This window comes from Rosenbergiella gaditana (assembly GCF_018494065.1).
GTDB classification, from domain to species: domain Bacteria; phylum Pseudomonadota; class Gammaproteobacteria; order Enterobacterales; family Enterobacteriaceae; genus Rosenbergiella; species Rosenbergiella gaditana.
The window spans coordinates 1-24,214 of the sequence record NZ_JABBFR010000019.1; the positions used below are offsets into that span (position 1 = coordinate 1).

Annotated in this window: 21 protein-coding genes and 3 tRNA genes; 11 read left to right on the forward strand and 13 right to left on the reverse strand. The window is 45.6% G+C overall.

What is annotated here, in order from left to right:
* Window position 1: 1 nt before the first annotated feature.
* The 8 genes from HH682_RS12605 to nagB form a co-directional block, all read right to left on the reverse strand.
* A tRNA-Gln gene (locus HH682_RS12605) sits at window positions 2-76 on the reverse strand.
* 30 nt (window positions 77-106) lie between these two features.
* Window positions 107-191, reverse strand: a tRNA-Leu gene (locus HH682_RS12610).
* A gap of 8 nt (window positions 192-199) precedes the next feature.
* A tRNA-Met gene (locus tag HH682_RS12615) sits at window positions 200-276 on the reverse strand.
* A gap of 246 nt (window positions 277-522) precedes the next feature.
* Window positions 523-2,187 (reverse strand): asparagine synthase B, encoded by a 1,665-nt coding sequence (asnB, locus tag HH682_RS12620; RefSeq protein ID WP_214237901.1) that lies wholly within the window; start codon window positions 2,185-2,187, stop codon window positions 523-525.
* Window positions 2,188-2,458: 271 nt separating this feature from the next.
* Window positions 2,459-3,220, reverse strand: a complete 762-nt coding sequence (locus HH682_RS12625; RefSeq protein ID WP_214237902.1) for an HAD-IIA family hydrolase — start codon at window positions 3,218-3,220, stop codon at window positions 2,459-2,461.
* Between the two features lie 23 nt (window positions 3,221-3,243).
* Window positions 3,244-4,482: a DNA-binding transcriptional regulator NagC gene (gene nagC, locus HH682_RS12630; protein WP_214237903.1), complete on the reverse strand. Its 1,239-nt coding sequence runs from the start codon at window positions 4,480-4,482 to the stop codon at window positions 3,244-3,246.
* Window positions 4,483-4,490: 8 nt separating this feature from the next.
* The gene (gene nagA / locus HH682_RS12635; protein WP_214237904.1) at window positions 4,491-5,639 is read right to left on the reverse strand and encodes an N-acetylglucosamine-6-phosphate deacetylase; all 1,149 of its coding nucleotides are present in this window, start codon (window positions 5,637-5,639) and stop codon (window positions 4,491-4,493) included.
* A 41-nt stretch (window positions 5,640-5,680) separates the two neighbouring features.
* Window positions 5,681-6,481: a glucosamine-6-phosphate deaminase gene (gene nagB, locus HH682_RS12640; RefSeq protein WP_214237905.1), complete on the reverse strand. Its 801-nt coding sequence runs from the start codon at window positions 6,479-6,481 to the stop codon at window positions 5,681-5,683.
* Between the two features lie 341 nt (window positions 6,482-6,822).
* Between nagB and nagE the strand changes: the two genes are divergently transcribed.
* The 3 genes from nagE (at window position 6,823) to HH682_RS12655 (ending at window position 11,840) form a co-directional block, all read left to right on the forward strand.
* Entirely contained in the window at window positions 6,823-8,814 is a 1,992-nt protein-coding gene (gene nagE, locus HH682_RS12645; protein WP_250318694.1) for an N-acetylglucosamine-specific PTS transporter subunit IIBC, read from the forward strand.
* A gap of 152 nt (window positions 8,815-8,966) precedes the next feature.
* The gene (glnS, locus tag HH682_RS12650; protein ID WP_214237907.1) at window positions 8,967-10,631 is read left to right on the forward strand and encodes a glutamine--tRNA ligase; all 1,665 of its coding nucleotides are present in this window, start codon (window positions 8,967-8,969) and stop codon (window positions 10,629-10,631) included.
* A 258-nt stretch (window positions 10,632-10,889) separates the two neighbouring features.
* Window positions 10,890-11,840 (forward strand): hypothetical protein, encoded by a 951-nt coding sequence (locus HH682_RS12655; protein ID WP_214237908.1) that lies wholly within the window; start codon window positions 10,890-10,892, stop codon window positions 11,838-11,840.
* Window positions 11,841-11,927: 87 nt separating this feature from the next.
* On the opposite strand, the gene fur is transcribed toward HH682_RS12655, so the two are convergent.
* From fur to HH682_RS12675, 4 genes are all read right to left on the reverse strand, one after another.
* Window positions 11,928-12,374, reverse strand: a complete 447-nt coding sequence (gene fur, locus HH682_RS12660; RefSeq protein ID WP_214237909.1) for a ferric iron uptake transcriptional regulator — start codon at window positions 12,372-12,374, stop codon at window positions 11,928-11,930.
* Between the two features lie 98 nt (window positions 12,375-12,472).
* Entirely contained in the window at window positions 12,473-13,003 is a 531-nt protein-coding gene (gene fldA, locus HH682_RS12665; RefSeq protein WP_214237910.1) for a flavodoxin FldA, read from the reverse strand.
* 120 nt (window positions 13,004-13,123) lie between these two features.
* Complete coding sequence (ybfE, locus tag HH682_RS12670; protein ID WP_214237911.1) at window positions 13,124-13,405, reverse strand: LexA regulated protein; 282 nt, start codon at window positions 13,403-13,405, stop codon at window positions 13,124-13,126.
* Between the two features lie 147 nt (window positions 13,406-13,552).
* Window positions 13,553-14,323, reverse strand: coding sequence for an alpha/beta fold hydrolase (locus tag HH682_RS12675; protein ID WP_214237912.1), 771 nt, complete (start codon window positions 14,321-14,323; stop codon window positions 13,553-13,555).
* A 221-nt stretch (window positions 14,324-14,544) separates the two neighbouring features.
* Here HH682_RS12675 and seqA point away from each other — a divergent pair, with 221 nt between their 5' ends.
* The 8 genes from seqA (at window position 14,545) to aroE (ending at window position 22,636) form a co-directional block, all read left to right on the forward strand.
* Window positions 14,545-15,087 (forward strand): replication initiation negative regulator SeqA, encoded by a 543-nt coding sequence (seqA, locus tag HH682_RS12680; protein ID WP_214237913.1) that lies wholly within the window; start codon window positions 14,545-14,547, stop codon window positions 15,085-15,087.
* Window positions 15,088-15,115: 28 nt separating this feature from the next.
* Window positions 15,116-16,756 carry a phosphoglucomutase (alpha-D-glucose-1,6-bisphosphate-dependent) gene (pgm, locus tag HH682_RS12685; RefSeq protein ID WP_214237914.1) on the forward strand — a complete coding sequence of 547 codons (1,641 nt, stop codon included), beginning with the start codon at window positions 15,116-15,118 and terminating at the stop codon, window positions 16,754-16,756.
* A gap of 120 nt (window positions 16,757-16,876) precedes the next feature.
* Window positions 16,877-17,698, forward strand: coding sequence for a YbgA family protein (locus HH682_RS12690; RefSeq protein ID WP_214237915.1), 822 nt, complete (start codon window positions 16,877-16,879; stop codon window positions 17,696-17,698).
* A 10-nt stretch (window positions 17,699-17,708) separates the two neighbouring features.
* On the forward strand, window positions 17,709-19,142 hold the full coding sequence (phrB, locus tag HH682_RS12695) for a deoxyribodipyrimidine photo-lyase (protein WP_214237916.1): 1,434 nt from the start codon (window positions 17,709-17,711) through the stop codon (window positions 19,140-19,142).
* Window positions 19,143-19,163: 21 nt separating this feature from the next.
* Window positions 19,164-19,907, forward strand: a complete 744-nt coding sequence (locus HH682_RS12700; RefSeq protein WP_214237917.1) for a type 2 GTP cyclohydrolase I — start codon at window positions 19,164-19,166, stop codon at window positions 19,905-19,907.
* Window positions 19,908-20,024: 117 nt separating this feature from the next.
* Window positions 20,025-20,681 carry a 5-oxoprolinase subunit PxpB gene (pxpB, locus tag HH682_RS12705; RefSeq protein WP_214237918.1) on the forward strand — a complete coding sequence of 219 codons (657 nt, stop codon included), beginning with the start codon at window positions 20,025-20,027 and terminating at the stop codon, window positions 20,679-20,681.
* The gene (locus HH682_RS12710) at window positions 20,675-21,607 is read left to right on the forward strand and encodes a 5-oxoprolinase subunit C family protein (protein ID WP_214237919.1); all 933 of its coding nucleotides are present in this window, start codon (window positions 20,675-20,677) and stop codon (window positions 21,605-21,607) included. The genes pxpB and HH682_RS12710 overlap by 7 nt, the downstream gene beginning before the upstream one ends.
* Before the next feature lie 171 nt (window positions 21,608-21,778).
* Window positions 21,779-22,636 carry a shikimate dehydrogenase gene (aroE, locus tag HH682_RS12715; RefSeq protein WP_214237920.1) on the forward strand — a complete coding sequence of 286 codons (858 nt, stop codon included), beginning with the start codon at window positions 21,779-21,781 and terminating at the stop codon, window positions 22,634-22,636.
* Between the two features lie 44 nt (window positions 22,637-22,680).
* Here the strand turns inward: aroE and HH682_RS12720 are convergent, their stop codons facing one another.
* Window positions 22,681-23,961, reverse strand: a complete 1,281-nt coding sequence (locus tag HH682_RS12720) for a citrate synthase (protein WP_214237921.1) — start codon at window positions 23,959-23,961, stop codon at window positions 22,681-22,683.
* Window positions 23,962-24,214 lie beyond the last annotated feature (253 nt).

Sequence of the window (24,214 nt, forward strand, 5' to 3'; positions counted from 1 at the left end):
ATGGCTGGGATACCTGGATTCGAACCAGGGAATGCCGGTATCAAAAACCGGTGCCTTACCGCTTGGCGATATCCCAACATGCTTAGCTTCTAAAGATAGTACAAAATGGTGCGGAAGGCGAGACTTGAACTCGCACACCTTGCGGCGCCAGAACCTAAATCTGGTGCGTCTACCAATTTCGCCACTTCCGCATTAAAGATGGTGGCTACGACGGGAATCGAACCTGTGACCCCAGCATTATGAGTGCTGTGCTCTAACCAGCTGAGCTACGTAGCCATCTTTACTTTTTTTGCGCTACCTTTGTCGGCGTTGCGGGGCGCATTATGCTAATTTGCACTGAGTCGGTCAACCACTTTTTAAAGCTTTTTATTAAATTACGTTCTGTTTGGTTGCAGAATACGCAAGCTGGTGGCAACTTAACCAAAATACTAAAATTGTTCGGCTCTTTTACTGCATCGCGAAAAGCTGATGGCGAAAAAAAACCCTCATAAAAGAGGGTTTAAGGTAGCTCGACAGAGACACTTAGTAGGCTGATTGGTGAACGCCTACTGCACGGCCCGAAGGGTCATCCATTGTTTTAAAGGCTTCATCCCATTCGATAGCTTTTGCTGAAGAGCAAGCAACTGAAGGCCCACCAGGCACACACTCTGCCGCACTCGCTACAGGGAAAAGTGATTCAAAAATCTCGCGGTATAGATAAGCTTCCTTAGACGCTGGAGTATTGTAAGGAAAACGGTAACTGGCCGTGGACAATTGTTGATCAGTGACTTGCTGAGCCGCGACCTCTTTTAAGGAATCAATCCAGCTATAACCTACACCATCGGAAAATTGCTCCTTCTGACGCCAAGCAACACTCTCCGGGAGATAGCTACTAAAGCATTCACGCAGGATATGTTTTTCCATTTTACCATTTTGGCCACACATTTTGTCCGCAGGGTTGATACGCATCGCCACATCCAAAAATTGCTTATCTAAGAACGGTACACGTGCTTCTACGCCCCAAGCTGACATCGCTTTATTGGCGCGCGCGCAGTCATACATATGCAGTGCAGCCAGTTTACGCACGTTTTCTTCATGAAACTCTTTGGCGTTAGGCGCTTTATGAAAATAAAGGTAACCTCCAAAAATTTCATCTGCACCTTCGCCGGATAACACCATTTTGATACCCATGGCTTTGATCTTACGTGACATCAAATACATAGGTGTTGATGCACGAATAGTGGTCACATCATAGGTTTCAATGTGATAAATCACATCTTTGATCGCATCAAGGCCTTCTTGCACGGTGAAGTTAATCTCGTGATGAACTGTTCCCAGCGCTTCGGCGACTTCTTTCGCTGCTTTTAAATCTGGAGCACCGTTCAATCCTACTGCAAAAGAGTGAAGTTGTGGCCACCAAGCATCGCTTTGATCGGCATCTTCAACGCGTTTTGCCGCAAAACGCTTGGTAATTGCTGAGATAATTGATGAGTCTAATCCGCCAGAAAGTAATACTCCGTAAGGTACATCAGACATCAGGTGGCTTTTAACTGATTCTTCCAGAGCATCTTTGAGTGCGTTTTTATCCGTGACAGCTTGCGCCACGTTTTCATACTCCATCCAGTCGCGTTGATAGTAGCGATGAATCTGGTGATCTTCACTACTCATATAGCTCCCTGGAGGGAACTCGTTAATTGTGCGACAGACGGGAACTAATGCCTTCATTTCCGAGGCCACAAACAAGTTACCGTGTTCGTCATGGCCGTAATAAAGAGGAATAATTCCGATATGATCCCGTCCAATCAGCCAACTTTGTTTAACAGTATCGTAAAGGACGAAAGCAAACATGCCTTGCAGATCGTCAAGGAAATCGAGACCTTTTTCTTGATAGAGTGCCAAGATCACTTCACAGTCAGAACCAGTTTGGAATTGATATTTGTCTTGCAGCGCACTACGCAATATATGGTGGTTATAAATCTCACCGTTAACCGCTAAGACGTGGGTTCGATCAGCATTGTAGAGAGGTTGGGCACCATTATTTACATCGACAATGGAGAGGCGTTCATGCGCTAAAATAGCGTGCTCGTCAGCAAAAATTCCTGACCAATCCGGTCCACGATGACGCATTAAGCCTGAAAGCTCTAACGCTTTCTTACGTAATTCTGTTGTCTCAGTTTGTAAATCCAGTACACCAAAAATCGAACACATATTTCTACTCCTGAACTCATCCAGTGATGATAGCTGTTTTGCGTTTAAGTTATTGATTTGGGCCTTTCCTAGACGCCTTGTATAAGAAAATGCGCTATTTGGTATATTGAATGCAAGTAGTTTCACAAAAAATCGTAAAATAGATATAGACCAAGGTTATTTATTTGATTTTATCTAAAATTATAGTATTAAAATTAGATAATATTTTGTGTTTGAGGTTTTTTGATGACTTTTATAAAAAAGGCCTTTTACTGTAAAAGGCCTTAGAGGATTAGTTGAGGTCAGCGAAATCGATATTGGCGACAGAAGGGAAAATCCAATCAGGCCGGAAGGGAACATTTTCAACATCTTGTTGTTGCGACACGCCCGAAAGAACCAGAGCGGTTTTTAAGCCAGCCTGGAAGCCTGCAAGAATATCCGTGCGTAAGTTATCGCCAATAATGATGGTTTCTTCAGAGTGCGCATGGATACGGTTTAACGCAGCCCGAATAATATAGGGACTCGGTTTACCTACATAGAAAGGAGATCGCCCGGAAATTTTTTCAATCCCTGCACAAAGGGCACCGCAACCCGGTACAAATCCTTTGGCATGGGTATCTGGGTTAGTTGCGATGAAACGCGCACCATTGGCCACAAAATAAGCCGCTTTATGCATCATTTCCCAGTTATAGGAGCGGGTTTCACCCACAATGACAAAGTCCGGGTTAACATCGGTAATGGTAAAGCCCGCTTTATATAGCTCATGCACTAAGGCACCTTCACCGATAACATAGGCTTTTTTGCCCGGTTGTTGGCTAAGAAAATCTGCAGTGGCCATGGCTGAGGTATAAAACAATGAAGCCGGGACTTCTATACCCGCGGAGTGAAAGCGGTTAGCGAGGTCTTGGGATGTTTGTGAAGGATAGTTGGTCAACAACACGACAGGGACATCGTTGTCGATGAGGCGGTGCAAAAAAGCCCCAGCCCCTTCAACCGCCTTATTATCGTACATCAGTACGCCATCAATATCACAAATCACATTTTTAAGTGTCATTTCTATCTTCCTAATAGGTCGAACTAGCTGGGGATTTTCCTCCCATCATCCAAAAGATGCTGGAGTAGTTTACCGTTTAACATAGCACGCTTTACCAAAGCAAAAGCGCCAATCGCGGTACGATTACCGAGCTGTGAGCTGACAACAGGTAAATTTTCGCCGAAAGCATTTAACGTTTGCGTATCAATACAGCGTTGTATGATAGGAAAAAGAATAGCATCTGCAGCAGTAATCTCACCGGCGATGATCACTTTTTGGGGATTAAACAGGTTAATTGATGAGGCAATAACTTTTCCGAGAGTTAGCGCGGCGTGTTTGAGCACTTCACTCGCGAGCGGATCGCCAAGGTTAGCGGCTCTACAGATATCGTGAATAGTATAGGCTTCAACCGATAAGGTACTTTCATGACCGGCGTTTAATAGTTGTTTGATCTTTTTTTCGATAGCGGGATTTGAGACTACTGTTTCTAAACAACCGAAGTGACCACAATCACAGCGTTCTCCCAGTGGATCAACCTGAATGTGACCGATTTCGACCGCATTACCATTACGACCAACGAAAATATTTTCATTGATGATCACACCGGCTCCCGCCCCACGATGAATCCTGACAAGTAAGGAATCGGAACAGTCACTTCCCGCGCCAAAATAGTATTCAGCTAGCGCTAAACTACGAATGTCGTGTCCGACAAAGCTGGCTAATTTAAATGTCTTTGTTAGAGCGTCAACCAATGGCCACTGTTCAACCGCGATATGAGGCATAGAGCGAACTTTGCCATTTTCAGGATCGACCAATCCTGGCAAAATAACCGAAATTGCAATCAATTCACGAATAACGTGCTTATTATCTGCGATAAATTGCTCAATGATGGTGAACAGTTGCTGCTGTAATACCGGTTGAGTCTCCGCAGTCAGTGGATAACACTGTTCAACCAAGACTTTGCTACTGAGATCAAATAAGGCGATAGTCGCATCTTTGCGCCCTAATCTGACGGCAACGGTATGAAAAGGGCGGGTTTCGGTGATAATTGATATAGCCCGTCTTCCGCCAGTAGAGGCTTGTTGTTCGACCTCTTTAATTAGCCCACGTTCCAGTAATTGGCGGGTAATTTTCGTCACGCTGGCAGGGGCAAGATGACTTAATTCTGCGACCTGAATACGAGAGATGGGGCCGTGCTGATCGATGAGGCCATAGACTGCGGCGCCATTGAGTTGCTTGACCAGATCAACATTACCAATTTGTGCAGCACCGCTATTGGGCATACCAATATTTACCTATGATAGACTGTGTCACCATTGACGATGGTTTCAATAACTTCAAAACCGGATGTGAAAACGACGATATTGGCAATTTTCCCCGCCTGTAACGTGCCTAATTTCCGCTCTACGTGGATTGCTCGTGCGGGATAGAGGCTTGCCATTCTTAGCGCCTCATCGAGAGGAACGCCCAAATATTCGACGCTGTTTTTTACCGCTTCAATCATGGTGAGAGCGGAACCACTCAACGTACCTTTGTCATCGACGCAAAGCCCATCTTTAAAATAAATGGTCTTTCCCGCAAAGGTGAAATGGTCAATGTGGGTGCCCGCAGGCGCCGTTGCATCGGTCACCAAAATAGCTTGTGCTTGTTTAATTTTCTGCGCAGTGCGTAGACTGGCAAAATGGACATGGTGACCATCGGCAATCATACCACAGTAAACGGCGGGAGAGTCCAATACTGCGCCAATAACGCCTGGGGCTCTTCCTGCGGGGAGTGGCATAGCATTATACAAGTGCGTTGCGAAAGTGATGCCTGCATCGAACCCCGCCATGGCTTGCTCGTAGGTAGCATTGGAATGGCCAATAGAGACCACTATTCCTGCCGCCACCAACTGTTTAATTACTGAATCGGGGACACATTCGGGGGCAAGCGTGATTTTGCTGATGACTGCGGCGTTTTCGCAAAGAAAGTTCACCAGTGCTGGAGTGGGCGGGCGAATTAACATCTCATCATGGGTGCCTTTCTTCTCTTTATTTAACCAAGGACCCTCTAGATGTAGCCCTAAGGCTTGGTGTTGATGCTCAGCGAGCCAGCGTTGCATGGTCTCTACTGCTTGCTTTATCATTTCATCGCTACTGGTAATCAGCGTCGGTAAAAAGCTGGTACAGCCTGATGCCTCATTGGTGCGTTGCATCTGACTTAATGTTTCCACGCTCAGTGCACTGAGCTGCTCACTGAACTGTACCCCGCCACAGCCATTCAATTGGAGGTCGATAAACCCTGGAGCAATATTTGCGCCAGCCACCGAGCGACGTTCAATTTTGGTATCGAGGTCTGCAATAGGGCAGATTTCAGTGATAGTCTGTCCATCGATGACTACCGCATAGTTCTCAAATATTTGCGAGCCGCTAAAAATACGACCCTCGGTTAATGCATACATTTTACACTCCCAAGCGGTTAATGGATTTTTACCCGTTGTGTCTAAAAGTTTTTAATATTTTCTGCTTCCATCTCTTGGAAGTAATCAACGGTCTTGACTTTGAGCTCCATAGTGGATGACTTGTCGCAAATAATCAAAGACTTAGGATGGAGTTGTAGGCAGCTAATAGTCCACATATGGTTAACATTCCCTTCTACAGCAGCCTGCAAGGCGAGTGCTTTAGCACTACCTGTGACTAAAATCATCACTTCTTCCGCATCAAGAAGGGTTCCAACGCCAACGGTTAAGGCGTGCTTAGGTACTGCATCAATATCATTGTTAAAAAAGCGAGAATTTGAGAGTCGCGTTTCGTGGGTCAAGGTTTTAATGCGGGTCCGGGAAGAGAGCGAGGAGGCCGGTTCATTAAACGCGATATGGCCATCGTTACCCACGCCACCCATAAATAGATGAATTTTACCGTAAGCTTGGATTTTTTGTTCGTAGCGCTGACACTCTGCCTCAACGTCGTCAGCATTACCATCGAGTAAGTTAATATTCTCTTTTCGAATATTGATGTGATCAAAGAAGTTTTTATACATAAAACTATGATAACTTTCAGGATGTTCTTGTGGTAATCCAACATATTCGTCCATATTGAATGTGACCACATGCTCAAAGCTAACCTTGCCAGCTTGATAGAGGGCAATTAAACCTTTATAGGTCTGTAAAGGGGTGCCTCCCGTCGGTAGCCCTAAAACAAAGGGGTTGTTGGCTGTGGGTTGAAAAGCAGTAATACGCTTGACGATATGATGGGCAGCCCATTGGCCAACTTGTTCTGCATAGGCAAGTGGAATCAATCGCATATTTACCTCGTTGATGCATGAATAAGAGACTCGGTAACCGGATAACTTCACACCCTTATCATTGATCAACATCCGGACGCGAGAAATGATATTTTTAATACTAAAATAAGTAGGCGATAAAGGCTACAAATATCCATTTAAAAACATAAAATTGTTGATGGTTGTCATAAAAATAGACGGTTTAATTTGCGAAGAGAATTAATTAACTCTTTAATAGGTCGTTGATGATTGGCGCATAAAGAGTACGACGACCAAATCATTGTCATTATCATAATCCGTACGTAGCTGAGGGGTTTTAGGTGAGTCTATTAAATTATTTACAACGCGTGGGGCGGGCGCTTATGGTGCCAGTAGCGACCTTACCCGCAGCGGCTATACTGATGGGGATTGGTTATTGGATTGAACAAGGCAGTAATCATCCCAATAACGCAATCGCCGCGCTACTCACCACTTCAGGGTTGGCGATTCTGGATAATATGCCAGCGCTTTTTGCAATTGGTATCGCTTACGGTATGTCGAAAGACAAAGACGGTGCGGCGGCTTTAACCGGATTTATCGGTTTCCTGGTAGTCACTAATTTATGTGCGCCGACTGCCGTCAGCCTGATTCAACATATTCCTCTTGATCAAGTGCCCTTAGCCTTCCAGAAAATTAAAAATCCTTTTATTGGAATCCTAGTCGGTATTTGTTCGGCGGAAGTTTACAACCGTTACAGTCATGTTGAACTCCCTAAAGCACTCTCATTTTTTAGTGGCCGTCGCTTAGTGCCGATTTTGGTCTCTTTTCTGATGATCGCGGTCGCCTTTATCTTGATGTATATCTGGCCATTGGTCTTTAATGCCTTGGTTGATTTTGGGGTCCATATTCAGAAGATGGGTGCGCTAGGGGCCGGTATTTATGCCTTCTTTAACCGAATCTTGATTGCAGTAGGCCTTCACCATGCGCTGAATGCGGTATTCTGGTTTGATGTCGCAGGGATTAACGATATTCCTAATTTCTTAGGCGGCGCAAAATCCATCGCTGAGGGAACGGGCATAGCCGGGATCACTGGCCGTTATCAGGCTGGCTTTTTCCCAGTGATGATGTTTGGTCTACCGGGGGCTGCCTTAGCGATCTGGCAATGTGCACATCCAGAGAATAGAGCAAAAGTCGGTAGTATTATGCTTGCCGCAGCTTTCGCCGCGTTCTTCACCGGTATTACTGAGCCCCTCGAATTCTCCTTTATGTTTGTTGCGCCAGTTCTGTTTGTTATTCACGCAATATTAACCGGAATCTCTGTATTTATTGCTGCGTCAATGCATTGGATTTCGGGTTTTGGTTTCAGTGCAGGGTTAGTTGATATGATCTTGTCATCGCGTAATCCCCTCGCCACACACTGGTATATGTTAATTCCACAAGGTCTGGTTTTCTTCGTCATTTACTATGCCGTGTTCCGCTTCACAATTCTTAAATTTAACCTTAAAACACCAGGACGTGAGACGGAAGTGGAGATGGAAGGAGGGGAGGAGAGTATTAGTCAACCTGAGGAAGGGGAGTCACGTAATGAGTCTCTTGCCCGCCGCTATATTTCAGCGGTCGGAGGTTCCACTAACCTCACTAATATTGACGCCTGTATTACCCGTTTACGTCTGTCAGTGGTTGATGCGGATAAAGTGAATGATGTATTAGCGAAAAAATTAGGGGCTTCCGGTGTACTGCACCTTAATAAACAGAGCGTACAAATTGTTGTGGGGACACAAGCAGAAGCTATCGCGGAAGCGATGAAGTCAGTTAGTAAAAAAGGCCCGATTAGTGCCGTGTTACCACCACAAATCGGTACGCCTAAGGTCAATGAGGTGGTAGCACCTGCTACCCAGAGCGAAGAGAGTCAGCCCGCGCTGGCAACGCTGGTCGCGCCAGTGAGTGGTGAGATTGTCATGCTGGAACAAGTCCCTGATGCGGCTTTCTCCTCCAAAGCCGTTGGGGATGGAGTTGCTATCAATCCCACTGGCGAGGTAGTGGTTGCACCGTTAGCGGGGACTATCGTAAAGATCTTTGCCACCAATCATGCATTCTGTCTTGAGTCGAACGAAGGGGCAGAAATCATCGTTCATATGGGGATTGATACGGTAGCGCTTGAAGGCAAAGGGTTTGAGCGATTAGTCGAAGAAGGCGCTGAGGTGGAGCAAGGTCAGCCGATTTTAAAAATGGACTTGGCATATCTCTCCGAACATGCTCCTTCAATGATTAGTCCTATTGTGGTCAGTAACAGCGAAGACTATGCACAACTGGTGTTAAAATCAGAAAACCATGTGGTAGCAGGACATTCGCCGTTGTTAGCGATTATAAAATAGTCACTTAATGGTGAATAACTAAAAGGCAGGGGATAATCCTGCCTTTTTTATCGCTGTTTATTAACTAACGGTTGTTTATCGGTCTAGCTTTATGGATCATAAGGTATAACTGTTAAGACAAAGTACCGTTCACCGTAATTGAGGGATTTAAGATGAGTGAGGCTGAAGCCCGCCCAACCAACTTTATTCGTCAGATCATTGATGAAGATCTGGCGAGTGGTAAACATAACCAGGTTTATACTCGTTTCCCGCCTGAACCCAATGGTTACCTACATATTGGCCATGCGAAGTCTATTTGCTTAAATTTCGGTATCGCTCAAGATTATCAAGGGCAGTGCAATTTACGCTTCGATGATACCAATCCGGTTAAAGAAGACGTGGAATTTATCGAGTCAATTCAGCGCGATGTCGAGTGGCTAGGATTTACTTGGCAGGGCGAACCTCGCTACTCCTCTGACTATTTCGATCGCCTTTATGGCTACGCGGTAGAGCTTATCAATAAAGGCTTGGCCTATGTTGATGAGTTAACGCCTGAACAAATTCGTGAATATCGTGGTTCACTCACTTCGCCAGGTAAAAATAGCCCTTATCGTGATCGCAGTGTTGAGGAGAACTTGGCGCTGTTCGAAAAAATGCGTGCGGGTGGATTTGCAGAAGGAACGGCCTGCCTTCGCGCTAAAATTGATATGGCTTCAAACTTTATCGTAATGCGTGATCCGGTCATTTATCGTATTAAATTTGCCGAACATCACCAAACGGGTAACAAGTGGTGCATCTACCCGATGTATGATTTCACCCATTGCATCTCTGATGCGATTGAAGGGATTACGCATTCACTTTGTACCCTAGAGTTCCAAGATAACCGTCGTCTTTACGATTGGGTATTGGATAATATCTCTATTGAAGCCCGTCCTCGACAATACGAATTTTCTCGTCTTAACCTCGAATATGCAGTGATGTCCAAGCGTAAGCTGACGCAACTGGTTTCCGAAAAAGTGGTTGAGGGGTGGGATGACCCTCGTATGTTGACAGTTTCTGGTTTGCGCCGCCGTGGTTTCACTGCCGCTTCTTTACGCGAATTCTGTCGACGTATCGGTGTCACTAAACAAGATAATATTGTAGAAATGGCTTCTTTAGAATCTTGTATTCGCGACGATTTGAATGAAAATGCTCCTAGAGCAATGGCTGTGTTGGATCCGGTAAAAATGGTTATTGATAATTTACCCGAGGATTACCAACAGACCTTAACGGTTTCTGAGCACCCGAACCGTTCAGATATGGGGTCACGCGAAGTGACTTTTAGCCGTGAAATTTGGATTGACCGCGCAGATTTTCGTGAAGAAGCGAACAAACACTATAAGCGATTGGTACTGGGCAAAGAAGTCCGTTTACGTAATGCTTATGTGGTGAAAGCCGAACGTATCGAAAAGGATGAGCAAGGTGAAATCACCGTTATCCATTGCACCTGTGATCGGGATACGTTAGGAAAAGATCCTGCAGATGGACGCAAAGTAAAAGGCGTCATTCATTGGGTCTCGGCAGCGACCGGTCTCCCAGCAGAGTTTCGACTTTACGATCGCTTATTCAGCGTACCAAATCCTGCCGCTGAAGATGATTTCCTCACGGCGATCAATCCAGATTCATTAACTATTCGCCAAGGTTTTGTGGAACAAAGCTTAGCGACCGCCCAGGCGAGTAAGCCTTATCAATTTGAACGAGAAGGCTATTTCTGCGCAGATAGCAAATATTCTCGTCCAGATAATCTGGTATTTAACCGCACAGTCGGATTACGAGATACCTGGCAGAAAGCAGTCTAATTCTACTAAGTAGTAGGGCACTCGTTTGAGTGTCTTACTGCTAAATCCTTCCTTTGATGTTCCATCTTTCTTTCAATTCGTAAAATCCACAGCGATATTCATCACTCACTCTCAATTTATCTTTTTTCGACTTTTTAATCTTATCTTAATCATCCACGAGTAAAAGGGGGTATTGAGCTATGGTTTAAGCGTTTTTTGCTAAAAAATAATGAGCAAAATGATTGCACGCCAATTGGCGTTCAGTGGGGCGAGTGAATAATGATAAATACTGTATTAGCCGGATTTGAAAAATTATGCCGTTATAAAGACTTCTACTTTGGTATGAAGCCAGAAGCTCTGCAATTTTATCAATTAGGAGAAGGGTATTTAGCGATATTCTCACATTTATACCGTCAGACGGGCAAGGGCCATTACTTGCACCGCTCACTCAGTGATCCCTTAATCCATTCCCCTATAAGGGGTTGTGCTCAACGGCTAGAAAAAAATGCGCGGAGCGGGCAGGAGGCTTTAGAGCGTAAGGAATTGACAGCAGTGTTGGCGGCTATTGGGCAACAGATTATGCTGGCTACCGCCACCATAGCTTCCTGTGAAGAGGGGCTCTACCTTGCCGCGACGCTTTATAATAAAGCGCAGAGTTTCGATACTTATCGTACTTTTGTCGACAAAGATCTGGAACTATCAGCAAGACTTCACGAATGGTTTGACGAAGCGGTTACCCTGGCAACATTACTGATCGCCTGTGATAAACACGTGACAAGCCAAGGCTTTGTAGGACAAAAATTTAGCGATTACCAGCGCTACCGTCTAGTGCTGAATAGGCTTTATGTGATGATTAATCAAGGGTTCTACCTTCTTGACAACGCGGCCGTAGAAATCACTGCTTTTCTGACGACGCTGCACCAAAGTCACCTCAGCCAGCGCTGGATGATGACTCATCAAGAGAAGTTATCTTTTTTCGAACAGCATCAGCGGGATATCACGCAATATATATTTATTGAGGCTAATGAAGGGGGGGATTACTGTTACCATTTAGAGAGCGGTCAACTTGTCCCATCTCCAGATGCTATTCAGCCGAATATAGGTGAAGCCGAGCTAGCCTTCGCTCGTCAACTCCACGCTGACTCATCAGCTCAATATTTAAGAGATAGCGTAAGAAAGCGGATGCCGTTAAAAGGGGGTAAAGAACCTATCGCGGTAATGGAGTCATAAAGACAAATAAAAAACTGCACCTTACTTCGTTGAGTGTCCAACTTTTTGGGTGCAGTTCATAAGGTGGGGTTTTTTAAGCTCTTTAACTTAGTGTTCTTCGTGCAGCGTGTCGTCTTTACGACAGTCGCCAGCGGTACAGTGGCCGTAGAGGTATAAGCTGTGGTTAGTCAGTTTGATACCAAAGCGCTTTGCGATATCGCGTTGACGAGTCTCAATAAATTCGTCGGAAAACTCAATGACACGACCACAGTCTAAGCAGATCAGATGATCGTGATGCTGTTGCTGTGTCAATTCGAAAACTGATTTTCCACCTTCGAAATTATGGCGGGTAACGATGCCTGCATCGTCAAATTGGTTCAATACGCGATAAACTGTCGCTAAACCAATCTCTTCACCCATATCAATAAGCCGCTTATACAAATCTTCCGCACTGACGTGGTGACATTCTGGTTCCTGAAGCACTTCCAAAATTTTTAATCTTGGTAGCGTGACCTTCAGTCCAGCTTTTTTCAGTGCAGAGTTGTTATCAGTCATGCAGTATTGTCCTGTTGCTTTATTAAAAGGGACATTGAGAAGCCCCTTTTATATTTAAATTCGCCTATTACGGTAACACATTTGGTAGAAAAACCCCATCAAGCATTAAGGATTTCTTTTAACTGCATTTCATCAGTAATTTGCTGCACCCAGCTCGTTACACGTTCAGTTGTGAGTTCAGGCTGACGGTCTTCATCGATCGCTAGGCCTAAGAAATGTTTATCATCCGCCAAGCCTTTAGACTCTTCAAAATGGTAACCCTCAGTCGGCCAGTGCCCAACAATAACCGCACCTTTAGGCTCAATAAAATCGCGAATAGTCCCTAAGGCATCACAAAAATATTCCGAGTAATCTTCTTGGTCACCGCAGCCGAAGAGGGCGACTAACTTACCTGCGAAATCAATCTCTTCAAGCGTTGGGAAAAAGTCATCCCAATCACATTGCGCTTCACCGTAATACCAAGTAGGGATACCGAGCAAGAGGATATCATAAGCTTCAAGGTCCTCTTTGGCACATTTAGCAATATCATGAACGTCAGCAACTTCTTTACCTAGCTGCTTCTGGATCATTTTTGAGATATTTTCAGTGTTGCCGGTATCACTACCGAAAAAGATGCCTACGATTGCCATGGGGAGCTTTACCTCTTGAATCTATGTTCTAAATAGAGTGAATAATGATTGTCATGATGATAGCAGACCTGAAAATCTTGCGGAACTTGTAAAGTTTACAGATTTATCCGTGAGTGCGTATTAATCACTGCTAAGTGCGAGTTGTGAAGCGATCATCGTCTCGATTAATTCACTTCGGCTCATATTGTGTTGGTCTGCTAGCGTATTCAATGCTTCGACGATTTCACTGGGCATCTTCAGTTCAACACGCTGTAGGCCCTTATCTTTATCTCGTCTTAACTGATTACGCTTATTAATACGTAACTGCTCATCGCGTGTTAAAGGACTCGTCTTCGGGCGGCCAGGTCGGCGCTCTTCTGCAAACAAGTCTAGCGTCGTTCGATCAGTGTGTTCTTTTGCCATGATGAGAAAATGAGTACCTGCAGGACGTCTTAGGGTTAAGCCTATGCTGCATCATGAAATAGGTCGTTGATGCCTGCTAAAAATGAGCGCGCAATAATACTCTACCGCACCGTACAGCGCCATCGAAAATCGTCACTGAACGATTTTTTATCCTGTGATAGATAAAAAACGGTTTACTGCGCGTTGTACCGCTTGCGGTTTTTCGGCATGAACCCAGTGACCCGCACCGGCAATAACATAGGCTTTCGCTTGGGGAAATTGCGCGAGCAGAAGCGCTTGATAGCACGCATCAAGATAGGTTGAATTTTTGCCGCGAATAAACAGTACTGGTCCATGCCACTCAGGCAGTGTCTCCCAGTCTGAAATCGTGGTGTAGTTGTTCCAAAGCGCCGAGATGGCAAAACGCCACTCGCCATGATGAAAAGATTTTAAGAGAAATTGAATAACGTCTGCTTCATCAAGAGTACGTTCCATGATGCTTTTTGCCTCGCGTCGGTCGCTAACTCCGGCTTGAGTGACCGCTTCCATGGCGGCAAACATACTATCGTGGCGACGGGTCGTGTAATGAACTGGGGCAATATCAATAATGACCAGCTGTTTGATGCGAGAGGGGAAGAGAGCCGTCATGGCCATGGCAATTTTACCGCCCATGGAATGCCCGATAACAATAACGTCCGAAAGGTGATGTGAGTCGAGCGTATCAAACATATCTTGCGCCATTGCTGCATAATCCATCTGCTCGCTACGCGGCGATAATCCGTGATTACGTACATCGACTTGTAGGACAGTATGAGTTTGACGGAGGTCACGGGCAAGGATCCCGAGATTATCTAAACTTCCAAATAAGCCATGAATAAGAAGTATTGCGGGTTGATTGCTGGCAAATTGTGCAGAATGCAGGCGGTTATTTAAAATCATCGTTAAAGATCTTACTGCTAATAGGGTAAGTTAAGGTATCATGAAATTTACCTTGAAGCTTATTTACCGAAAGCTTAAGGCATTATCTGAGTTTTGGCGGGAAACAGGTTAAAACTGTTGGTTAACGCCAGTTTAAATTTATAATCGCACCGACTTAGGTCCTACGAATTGTTTCTCTCATTCATTTGGCTTAAGTCTCAAATATTTTTGCACGGACTACAATGAAAACGATTGAAATAGATGACGACCTATATCGCTTTATCGCCAGCCATACACAGCATATTGGTGAGAGCGCGTCTGAGATTTTACGCAGAATGTTAAAAGTCACTGACCAAGCGTTGCAGGAAGCAGACACCGCAGCCATTACTTCTGAGGCGTTATCTAAGGCAAAAGCGTCAAATGATAAGAAGCCTTCTGATCGTGTTCGTGCCGTGCGTGAGTTACTGCTCTCCGATGTGTACGCCGAGCAAAAGCGTGCGGTAAATCGGTTTATGTTAATTCTGTCAACGCTTTATCAGCTGGATGCGGAGGCTTTTTCTCAAGCAACGCAATCCATGCAAGGGCGGACTCGTCTCTATTTTGCAGGCGATGAATTGACGTTATTACAAAGTGGCAACCACACCAAGCCTAAGCATATTTCTGGCACTCCCTATTGGGTTATCACAAATACTAATACTGGCCGTAAATGCAGTATGGTTGAACATATTATGCAAACAATGAAGTTACCGCAGGAACTGACAGATAAGGTTTGCGGAACGCTATAAAATTATAACTTGTACCGGAGAAGTACTCATGGCAACTCACCCTAGAGCAGGGCAACCCGCTGGGCAAAACGATCTTATCAACGTGGCGCAGTTGACGGCTCAATATTATGTATTGACGCCAGATGTATCCAATACGGAACACGCTGTAAAGTTTGGTACCTCCGGGCATCGCGGCAGCGCTACACGTCAGAGTTTTAACGAAGCTCATATCTTGGCGATTGCCCAAGCAATTGCCGAAGAGCGCCAGAAGCAAGGGATTACAGGCCCTTGCTATGTGGGTAAAGATACTCACGCGCTTTCAGAGCCCGCCATGATTTCGGTACTTGAAGTGCTTTTAGCAAATGGCGTTGAAGTGATTATCCAAACCGATAACGGCTATACGCCAACCCCTGCTATCTCTAATGCTATCTTGGAACACAACAAACAATCTGGCCCTCAGGCCGATGGGATTGTGATTACGCCTTCGCATAATCCTCCAGAAGACGGGGGGATTAAATATAACCCGCCTAATGGTGGACCTGCCGATACCAATATCACTAAAGTGGTTGAAGACCGAGCTAATGCATTAATCCAACAGGGCTTGGAAGGTGTTAAGCGTCTTTCAATTACTGAGGTCAATGCCAGTTCACTGCTTAAGCAAGTTGACCTTATTCAGCCTTATGTTGAAGGACTTGCAGAGGTCATTGATTTTGCTGCAATCAAGAAAGCGGGTCTCCATCTTGGTGTGGACCCACTCGGCGGCAGTGGTATTGAGTATTGGAAACGTATTGCCGAGCATTACCAGTTAGATATCACTCTGGTGAACGACCACGTTGACCAAACATTCCGCTTTATGCATTTAGATAAAGATGGCGCAGTGCGTATGGACTGCTCTTCAGAGTGTGCGATGGCGGGATTATTGGCATATCGCGAGCAATTTGACCTGGCTTTTGGTAACGATCCCGATTACGACCGTCATGGTATTGTTACGCCTGCGGGATTAATGAATCCTAACCACTACTTGGCCGTAGCGATTAATTATCTCTTCCAACATCGTCCACAATGGGGACAAAATGTTGCTGTCGGTAAAACATTAGTTTCCAGTGCGATGATTGACCGTGTAGTGGAGAGTATTGGCCGCAAGCTGATTGAAGTGCCGGTCGGCTTTAAGTGGTTTGTAGACGGTCTTTACGAAGGTACGCTCGGTTTTGGCGGTGAAGAGAGTGCAGGGGCATCTTTTTTACGTTTCGACGGAACGGCTTGGTCAACGGATAAAGATGGCATCATTATGTGTCTACTTGCGGCCGAAATCACAGCGGTAACGGGGAAAAACCCACAGCAACATTATGATGAACTGGCTGAAAAGTTTGGTTCGCCGAGCTATAACCGCCTACAAGCTGCGGCGACTTCTGCGCAGAAGAGTGCGTTGTCTAAGCTCTCACCAGAGATGGTTAGCGCTGACACGCTGGCCGGTGATCCCATTATTGCTCGCCTGACTCGTGCACCGGGTAATGATGCTGCTATCGGTGGTCTAAAGGTAATGACTGAAAACGGCTGGTTTGCGGCGCGTCCTTCAGGTACAGAGGATGCTTACAAGATCTATTGTGAAAGCTTCCTTGGGGCTGAACATCGCCAACGTATTGAAAAAGAAGCAGTAGAAATTGTTAGTGAAGTTCTGAAAAACGCTTAATTGCTCTGCTGTGATAAGGCGCCTTAATGGCGCCTTTTTTATTATTGGCTACACTTAAACGATGCTAATTAATACTTAAGGGTAAGATTTTACCCAGTTAATTGAAAAGGATGACAATGAATGCAGCTCACACTTGCCAGATTTTATTGGCCTGCTGACGCTATAGTCGACACCCTAAATTTCCCTCAGGTTTTCCAGAGCGAAGCGGGGCCTGTGAGCGTCTCCATCATTGATATTCCATTAACTCACAAAAGTATCGATGAACTCCTTTCACCTCCTTTTCATCTAGAAAAGTGGTTCGATGGGCAGGGGTTATTTCTCGACACACTCTGTGGTGTAGTGATCGATAACTATTATCCACCCGATCATCCTGAAAGCTCTAAAATCAGACGGCTATTTTGTTTACTCGCCGAAGAGCTAGATGTTGTGCCGGTGATCAATAAGAATGATTTGGCTGATGCGTCACAGTGGGATCATTTTGTTGAGCAGATAAGTGTTTTGCACGAGTTTAATCAACTGCTAAGTGAAGCGTTAACGACTCATAAATTAATTGAGTTCCATACGCGTTATAAAATGCAATTTTTGGCTCATTCACAACCTGCTTATCGGCAGCTCGGGCCGTTAGTCGCCAATATCAAGCATGAACCTTCCTTATACGAGTTTGCACATCAGTATCGTCAGCATTTTATGCGTTTACTGCGCTACCCTGCGACGGTGCAGAATCACACTAATGTTGTGATGCATCTGCAGGGGTACTTTCGTAAAAAGGTCAATGATGAGGCTCGTCAACGGCTTACCGCACTTATCCACCAATATCGATTGGGGGAAGTCTCTCTAGGTGAGGTAAAGGCAACGCTACGAACAATGCAGGCTGCCGCTCCACACGGGTGGTTAGCTCAACAACGTTATCTTTATCCTTGGTTTATTGAATACGATTTATAGGCAGAATGATATGTCGCAGCAGCATTTAGTATGGTTTCGCCACGATTTACGCTTACGGGATAACCCTGCACTCTCCGCCGCCTGTATCGATAACGAGGCTGAGGTAATCGCTTTATGGTGTATAACACCGGAGCAATGGCAACAGCACAATGTTTCCGCCCGACAGCTCAACTATCAGTATGATGCATTAGTCGTACTCCAGCAGGATCTGAAAGAAAGAAGGATCCCGCTGTTAGTTATTGAAACAGCCACTTATCAAACGCTTGAAAAAGAATTCATGCAGTTATGTGAAAAGCATAAAATAGATAAAGTGTTCTATAACTACCAATATGAAGTGAACGAACGCCAACGCGACCAGCGTATTGAAGCGCTTTGCCACCAACAAGATATCGTATGCCAAGGGTTTAATGACTCGACACTCTACCCCCCAGGCTCGGTGCTGACGGGGCAGGGGAAGATGTATCATGTTTTCACTCCCTTTTCCCGTGCGGTCCTCAAGAAACTGAGTACAGAAGAGGTAGAGTGCAGCACACTTCCTCAGAAACGTTCCTATCCTTCTTCCGTTAAGCCTTCAGCATTGCCTGACTTTTCGACCAACGAAGGGAAATACGACTCAAAAAGATTTCCTGCGGGTCACGACGCCGCGTTATCGCGACTGCGTGAGTTTTCAAAAAGTCGAGTAGAGGGTTATGCTGAGCAGCGTGACTTACCTGCCGAAGATGATACCAGCCGTTTATCTGCAGCCTTGGCGATTGGACTGCTTTCAGCAAAACAGTGTGCGAAACGTGTCATCAATGATCATCCTCATGTATTTGAACAGGCTGGTGGGGCGGCGACTTGGTTAAACGAACTGATCTGGAGAGACTTTTATCGTCATCTTTTAGTCGCTGAGCCGCAGCTTTGTCGCTATAAGCCTTTCCAAACCTGGACGGATCATATTACGTGGCAGAATAACAAAAAGCATTTTTCTGCATGGTGTGAAGGAAACACCGGTTTCCCCATAGTCGATGCTGGCATGCGTCAATTGAATCAAACCGGTTGGATGCATAACCGCTTAAGAATGGTATGTGCCAGTTTCTTAGTGAAAGACCTGTTGATTGATTGGCGATGGGGAGAGCATTATTTTTCTCAACAACTTATCGATGGCGACTTAGCGGCCAACAATGGGGGATGGCAGTGGGCTGCTTCAACAGGTACTGATGCGGCGCCTTATTTTAGGATTTTTAATCCTACTCGTCAGAGCGAGCGTTTCGATCCACAGGGCACGTTTATCCATCAATGGCTTCCAGAACTTGAGGAGGTTCCTGAAAAAAATATTCACGAGCCTTGGTTATGGGCAGATAAACAGAATAAGAAACTTGATTACTCGCGACCAATTGTGGAACATCGCCATGCTCGGGAAGTGACCCTGCAAGCATTTGAACAGGCGCGAAAACATCGATAATCGTTAGAGTTAGGACAGAGTATGAAAAACACCCTCTTAGAACAGCATATTGACCGTTACTTAAACAGTTCTCAATTTAAAGACTACGCGCCTAATGGCCTACAAGTCGAAGGGCGTGAGAGGGTACAAAAAATTGTGACGGGAGTGACTGCTTGCCAAGCATTACTGGACCGAGCGGTGGAACTGGAGGCTGATGCGATTATTGTCCACCATGGCTATTTTTGGAAGAACGAGCCAGTGGTCATTAAAAATATGAAGCGTCAACGTCTTAAGACCCTATTGACCCACGACATTAATTTGTACGGATGGCACTTGCCCTTAGATGCTCATCCAGAAGTAGGCAACAACGTGCAGCTGGCTAAGTTATTAGATATCACGGTTACGGGAGAAATCGAAGCTTACTTGCTTGAAGGCCACTTTGAGAAGCCCCTTAGCGCGTCACAACTGTCTCAACGGTTAGCCGAGCGCTTACAACGCCAACCCCTATATTGTGGCCCTGACGAAAAAGGGATAATCACACGTATTGCCTGGTGTACGGGCGGCGCACAGGACTTCATTGAACGAGCGGCAGATGCAGGCGTCGATGCTTTTATTACCGGAGAAGTCTCTGAAAGAACGGCACATATCGCTCGTGAACGCGGGATACACTTCTTCAGTGCCGGACACCATGCTACCGAGCGGGGAGGGATCCAGGCCTTGGGTGAGTGGTTAACGCGTACGCATGGTGTCGACGTCACCTTTATCGATATTGACAATCCGGTGTGAGTTACTGTGTTAAATACTCAATAAAACAGGTTTTTATCCCTTACCGCCACCGCCAATAACTGATAAGTTAATATAATGTTTCATAGACCTATTGTGTTCACCACTAGGGAGTGAGCTTTGTCAGCGATGCGTTATTATATGTTGGGCGAAAGAACACTGGTGATTGAGTCCCCGCCACCCGTGTCGCTTTCTCTGCAACAACGTATTTGGGGGCTGGCTCAGAAGGTTATCCACGAACCGGGGGTGGCGGAAGTCGTTCCCGGTATGAACAACCTCACCATTCAGCTGAACGCTATTCCTGCCTCGCAACAGGAGGCGATAGCCTTACTCAAAATATGGTGGCAAGAAGCGCAATCATTCCTCCCCCATTCTCGAAATATCGATATCCCCGTTCTTTACGGTAACTCGGCAGGCCCTGATTTAGTCTCACTGGCCGAGAGGGTGGGATTAACGCCCAAACAAGTGGTTGAGGCCCATAGCGCTGAACGCTACACCGTATTTTTCATTGGTTTTCAACCTGGTTTTCCTTATCTTTCGGGGCTATCCCCTAGCTTAGCTTGTCCACGCCATAAAACGCCTCGATTATCAGTGCCAGCCGGCAGTGTTGGTATTGCGGGGACCCAAACCGGTATTTATCCCTTAACCTCCCCAGGGGGATTGCAAATTATCGGACAGACCTCTTGCCAGTTATTCAATGAGAAACGCGAACACCCTTTCTTATTGCGCCCTGGCGATACCGTTCGTTTTGTACCGAATAAGGATGGAATATGCTGACGGTGATTAAAGCAGGCTTAGCCAGCTCCATACAGGATGGCGGTCGGTTTGGTTTGGGTCAATATGGTGTCGGGCGCTGTGGCGCATTGGATTTTCCTGCTATGCAAACGGCCAATATACTAGTAGGTAATGATAAAAATCAGGCTGTCATTGAAGTTACACAAGGGAATGCTCTTCTTCGCTTTGAACAATCCTGTTGGTTCGCGCTGACGGGTGCCGATTGCCAAAGTCGTTTATCGGGGCAGAGAGTGGCGACAGGTTGGCGATATTATGCTCGAGCAGGTCAGACGTTACATCTGCAGTCCCCTTTGAGAGGAATGCGAAGCTATCTGGCTGTTAGCGGTGGATTCGACCTCCCCGAGGTGATGGGTTCACAAAGCACTGACTTGAATGCTGGGTTTGGTGGCTTTCAAGGCCGTTTTTTACAAAATGGCGACACATTACCTCTGGGGCATGCATCACAACAGTTTGAGTGCTCCATAGGGGTGAGACAGTTACTCTGGGGTAACCGAGTACGTGTTATTCCTGGTCCGGAGTTCAAACAGTTTACCAACGATTCGCAGCAGGCTTTTTGGCGTACAGGGTGGACATTAACCGCGCAAAGCAATCGGATGGGTCATCGACTGCAGGGAAGGGGATTAAAGTTCTCCCATCGTGAAGAGTTGCTTTCCCATGGTGTATTACCCGGGACGATCCAAGTTCCCCCCAGTGGTCAACCCGTTATCCTGTTAGCCGATGCGCAAACCACTGGCGGTTATGCGCGTATTGGCCAGGTTATTGAGTGTGATCTTTATCATTTGGCGCAATTACGTCCCCGGGAACCGCTACATTTTCTTTATTGTACCTTAGCGCAAGCACGCGAAGCGGCGCTTGCCCAGCAGCAGGTATTGAATATGATTGAATGGGGCGTTAGTAGACACTCCTGAGGACGATTTGATTGCGTAAAACTTTTTTACGTTTTTTCGACGCTGATAGTAACGACTCTTTGGCTGGTGGCTGTTTATGTTGGCGCATATTGACTACACTTATTTAAACACTTTAGAAAAACCGCACCACAAAGGTACCGGTTCCATTATAAAATTGACAAGGAGCTTTACGTGGCAAATAAGATAAACTTTCTGAGTGATCTGACGGGTTCTTTTTCTTCACCTTGTAGCGAAAACCCGACGGTTCGCATGATCGAAGCGGGTTATCAGAAAGAAGGAATGAATGCGCGTTTCATCACCTGTGAAGTCGGTCCAGAGAAGCTTGAGCAAGCAATCAATGGCGCGATAGCCATGGGATGGAAAGGTTTTAGCTGCTCACTACCCAACAAACAAGAAGTCATTCAATATCTTGACGAGCTCGATACCTCAGCCCAAGTCATTGGTGCGGTTAACTGCGTTGTGATTAAAGACGGTAAACTTACCGGTTATAACACTGATGGACAGGGCTTTATTGAAGCGCTCAGTGATATTACCTCGGTAAAAGGTAAGCATATTACTTTACTCGGTGCAGGGGGAGCTGCGCGTGCGATTGCCGTTGAGGCTGCCTTGGCGGGCGCAAAACATATTACTCTGATTAACCGCAATGAAGAGCGCGGCGAGGCCTTAGTTAAACTGATTGAAAAGAATACCGATGCGAAGGCTTCGTTCACAAAATGGACCAAGCAAGTAGCGATTGATAGTCAAACTGAGATTTTGGTCAATGCTACGTCGATTGGTTTAAACGATGAAGAAGCGATTCCAGACATTGATCTCGCATCCATTGATAAAGCGATGATCGTGGCAGATGTGATCCCGAATCCTCCCGAAACAAAATTACTTCGCGAGGCGGGTAAAAAGGGATGCACTACATTAAATGGCTTAAATATGCTGGTCAACCAAGGCGCACAAAACGTTTATAATTGGTTTGGTAAGAAAGTTGATCGTGCGCCAATGAAGGCATCGTTAGAAGCGATCTTTAACGCTAAATAAGTTGAAAGGGGAGAGCATCGCTCTCCCCGAAGCGTGCACTAAACTTAGCGCTTCGATTCAAACTTACGTTCGGTATAACCCGTATATAGCTGACGCGGACGTGCGATTTTCATTCCTTCTTCGTGCATCTCTATCCAGTGAGAAATCCAACCAACGGTTCGTGCCATCGCAAAAATAACGGTAAACATCGAGGTGGGGATCCCCATCGCTTTCAAGATCAAGCCTGAGTAGAAATCGACGTTAGGGTATAATTTACGTTCGATGAAATAGGGGTCGTTCAACGCAATATGCTCAAGTTGCATCGCAACTTCCAATAAATCATCTTTCATTCCTAATTCTTCTAAGACCTCATGGCAGGTTTCACGCATAACGGTGGCACGTGGATCATAGTTTTTGTAGACCCGATGACCAAAGCCCATTAAACGGAACGAATCGTTTTTATCTTTTGCTCTACGTACAAATTCTGGGATATGTTCGACGCTGCTAATTTCTTCGAGCATATGTAATGTCGCCTCGTTAGCACCACCGTGTGCTGGCCCCCATAATGAAGCGATTCCCGCAGCGATACAGGCAAAAGGGTTCGCCCCAGAAGAGCCAGCGGTTCTTACCGTTGACGTTGACGCATTTTGTTCATGGTCAGCATGCAGAATAAGAATACGGTCCATTGCACGTTCTAATACCGGATTAATTTTGTACTCTTCGCACGGTGTCGCAAACATCATATGCAGGAAGTTCCCGGCATAGGAAAGATCGTTACGCGGGTAGACAAAAGGTTGCCCAATAGAATATTTGTAACACATTGCGGCAACGGTAGGCATTTTGGACAGTAAACGGAACGCGGCAATTTCGCGGTGGCGAGGATTATTGACGTCCATTGAGTCATGGTAAAACGCTGCGAGAGCACCGGTCACCCCACACATAACGGCCATTGGGTGTGAGTCACGACGGAATCCATGGAACAGTCGGGTGATCTGCTCGTGGATCATAGTATGGCGAGTAACTTGCGTTTTAAATTGTTGGTATTGTTCCGCGGTAGGGACTTCACCATTGAGCAGGATGTAGCAGACTTCAAGGTAATCGGATTTCGTGGCTAATTCAGCAATAGGAAAACCGCGATGCAGCAGGATACCTTCCTCACCATCAATATAAGTGATTTTGGATTCGCAAGACGCTGTCGAAGTGAAGCCAGGGTCAAAAGTAAAAACGCCATGAGATCCTAACGTGCGCACATCGATAACATCTTGGCCTAATGTTCCTTTAAGTACATTCAGGTCGACGACTGACTCACTAGAGTCGAGTTTAAGTGTCACCTTTTTATCTGTCATTTACTGCCTCCAAAAAGAACGATTGGAACGATCTCCAAATACTGTTTCGCGAATTTGTTAAAATTTTGTCATCAATTTATATCAAAACTGAGTCAAACGATATAGCGATCATCCGGTGCAATGCGCTGAATAATCATACGATATGTCGAGCAATCACAGGGATGCCCTTGTTTTAAAATAATTTTAGCGACTATCTCACAGCGTGAATCTTTCGTAAAAAAAATAAATTTCGTCATCTATTCTATTTTTCATA

Bases quoted from the DNA above. Each gene is read 5' to 3' on its own strand.
- asnB (WP_214237901.1), bottom strand. From the start codon at position 2,187: ATGTGTTCGATTTTTGGTGTACTGGATTTACAAACTGAGACAACAGAA.
- HH682_RS12625 (WP_214237902.1), bottom strand. From the start codon at position 3,220: ATGACACTTAAAAATGTGATTTGTGATATTGATGGCGTACTGATGTAC.
- nagC (WP_214237903.1), bottom strand. From the start codon at position 4,482: ATGCCCAATAGCGGTGCTGCACAAATTGGTAATGTTGATCTGGTCAAG.
- nagA (WP_214237904.1), bottom strand. From the start codon at position 5,639: ATGTATGCATTAACCGAGGGTCGTATTTTTAGCGGCTCGCAAATATTT.
- nagB (WP_214237905.1), bottom strand. From the start codon at position 6,481: ATGCGATTGATTCCACTTGCCTATGCAGAACAAGTTGGCCAATGGGCT.
- nagE (WP_250318694.1), top strand. From the start codon at position 6,823: ATGGTGCCAGTAGCGACCTTACCCGCAGCGGCTATACTGATGGGGATT.
- glnS (WP_214237907.1), top strand. From the start codon at position 8,967: ATGAGTGAGGCTGAAGCCCGCCCAACCAACTTTATTCGTCAGATCATT.
- HH682_RS12655 (WP_214237908.1), top strand. From the start codon at position 10,890: ATGATAAATACTGTATTAGCCGGATTTGAAAAATTATGCCGTTATAAA.
- fur (WP_214237909.1), bottom strand. From the start codon at position 12,374: ATGACTGATAACAACTCTGCACTGAAAAAAGCTGGACTGAAGGTCACG.
- fldA (WP_214237910.1), bottom strand. From the start codon at position 13,003: ATGGCAATCGTAGGCATCTTTTTCGGTAGTGATACCGGCAACACTGAA.
- ybfE (WP_214237911.1), bottom strand. From the start codon at position 13,405: ATGGCAAAAGAACACACTGATCGAACGACGCTAGACTTGTTTGCAGAA.
- HH682_RS12675 (WP_214237912.1), bottom strand. From the start codon at position 14,323: ATGATTTTAAATAACCGCCTGCATTCTGCACAATTTGCCAGCAATCAA.
- seqA (WP_214237913.1), top strand. From the start codon at position 14,545: ATGAAAACGATTGAAATAGATGACGACCTATATCGCTTTATCGCCAGC.
- pgm (WP_214237914.1), top strand. From the start codon at position 15,116: ATGGCAACTCACCCTAGAGCAGGGCAACCCGCTGGGCAAAACGATCTT.
- HH682_RS12690 (WP_214237915.1), top strand. From the start codon at position 16,877: ATGCAGCTCACACTTGCCAGATTTTATTGGCCTGCTGACGCTATAGTC.
- phrB (WP_214237916.1), top strand. From the start codon at position 17,709: ATGTCGCAGCAGCATTTAGTATGGTTTCGCCACGATTTACGCTTACGG.
- HH682_RS12700 (WP_214237917.1), top strand. From the start codon at position 19,164: ATGAAAAACACCCTCTTAGAACAGCATATTGACCGTTACTTAAACAGT.
- HH682_RS12710 (WP_214237919.1), top strand. From the start codon at position 20,675: ATGCTGACGGTGATTAAAGCAGGCTTAGCCAGCTCCATACAGGATGGC.
- HH682_RS12720 (WP_214237921.1), bottom strand. From the start codon at position 23,961: ATGACAGATAAAAAGGTGACACTTAAACTCGACTCTAGTGAGTCAGTC.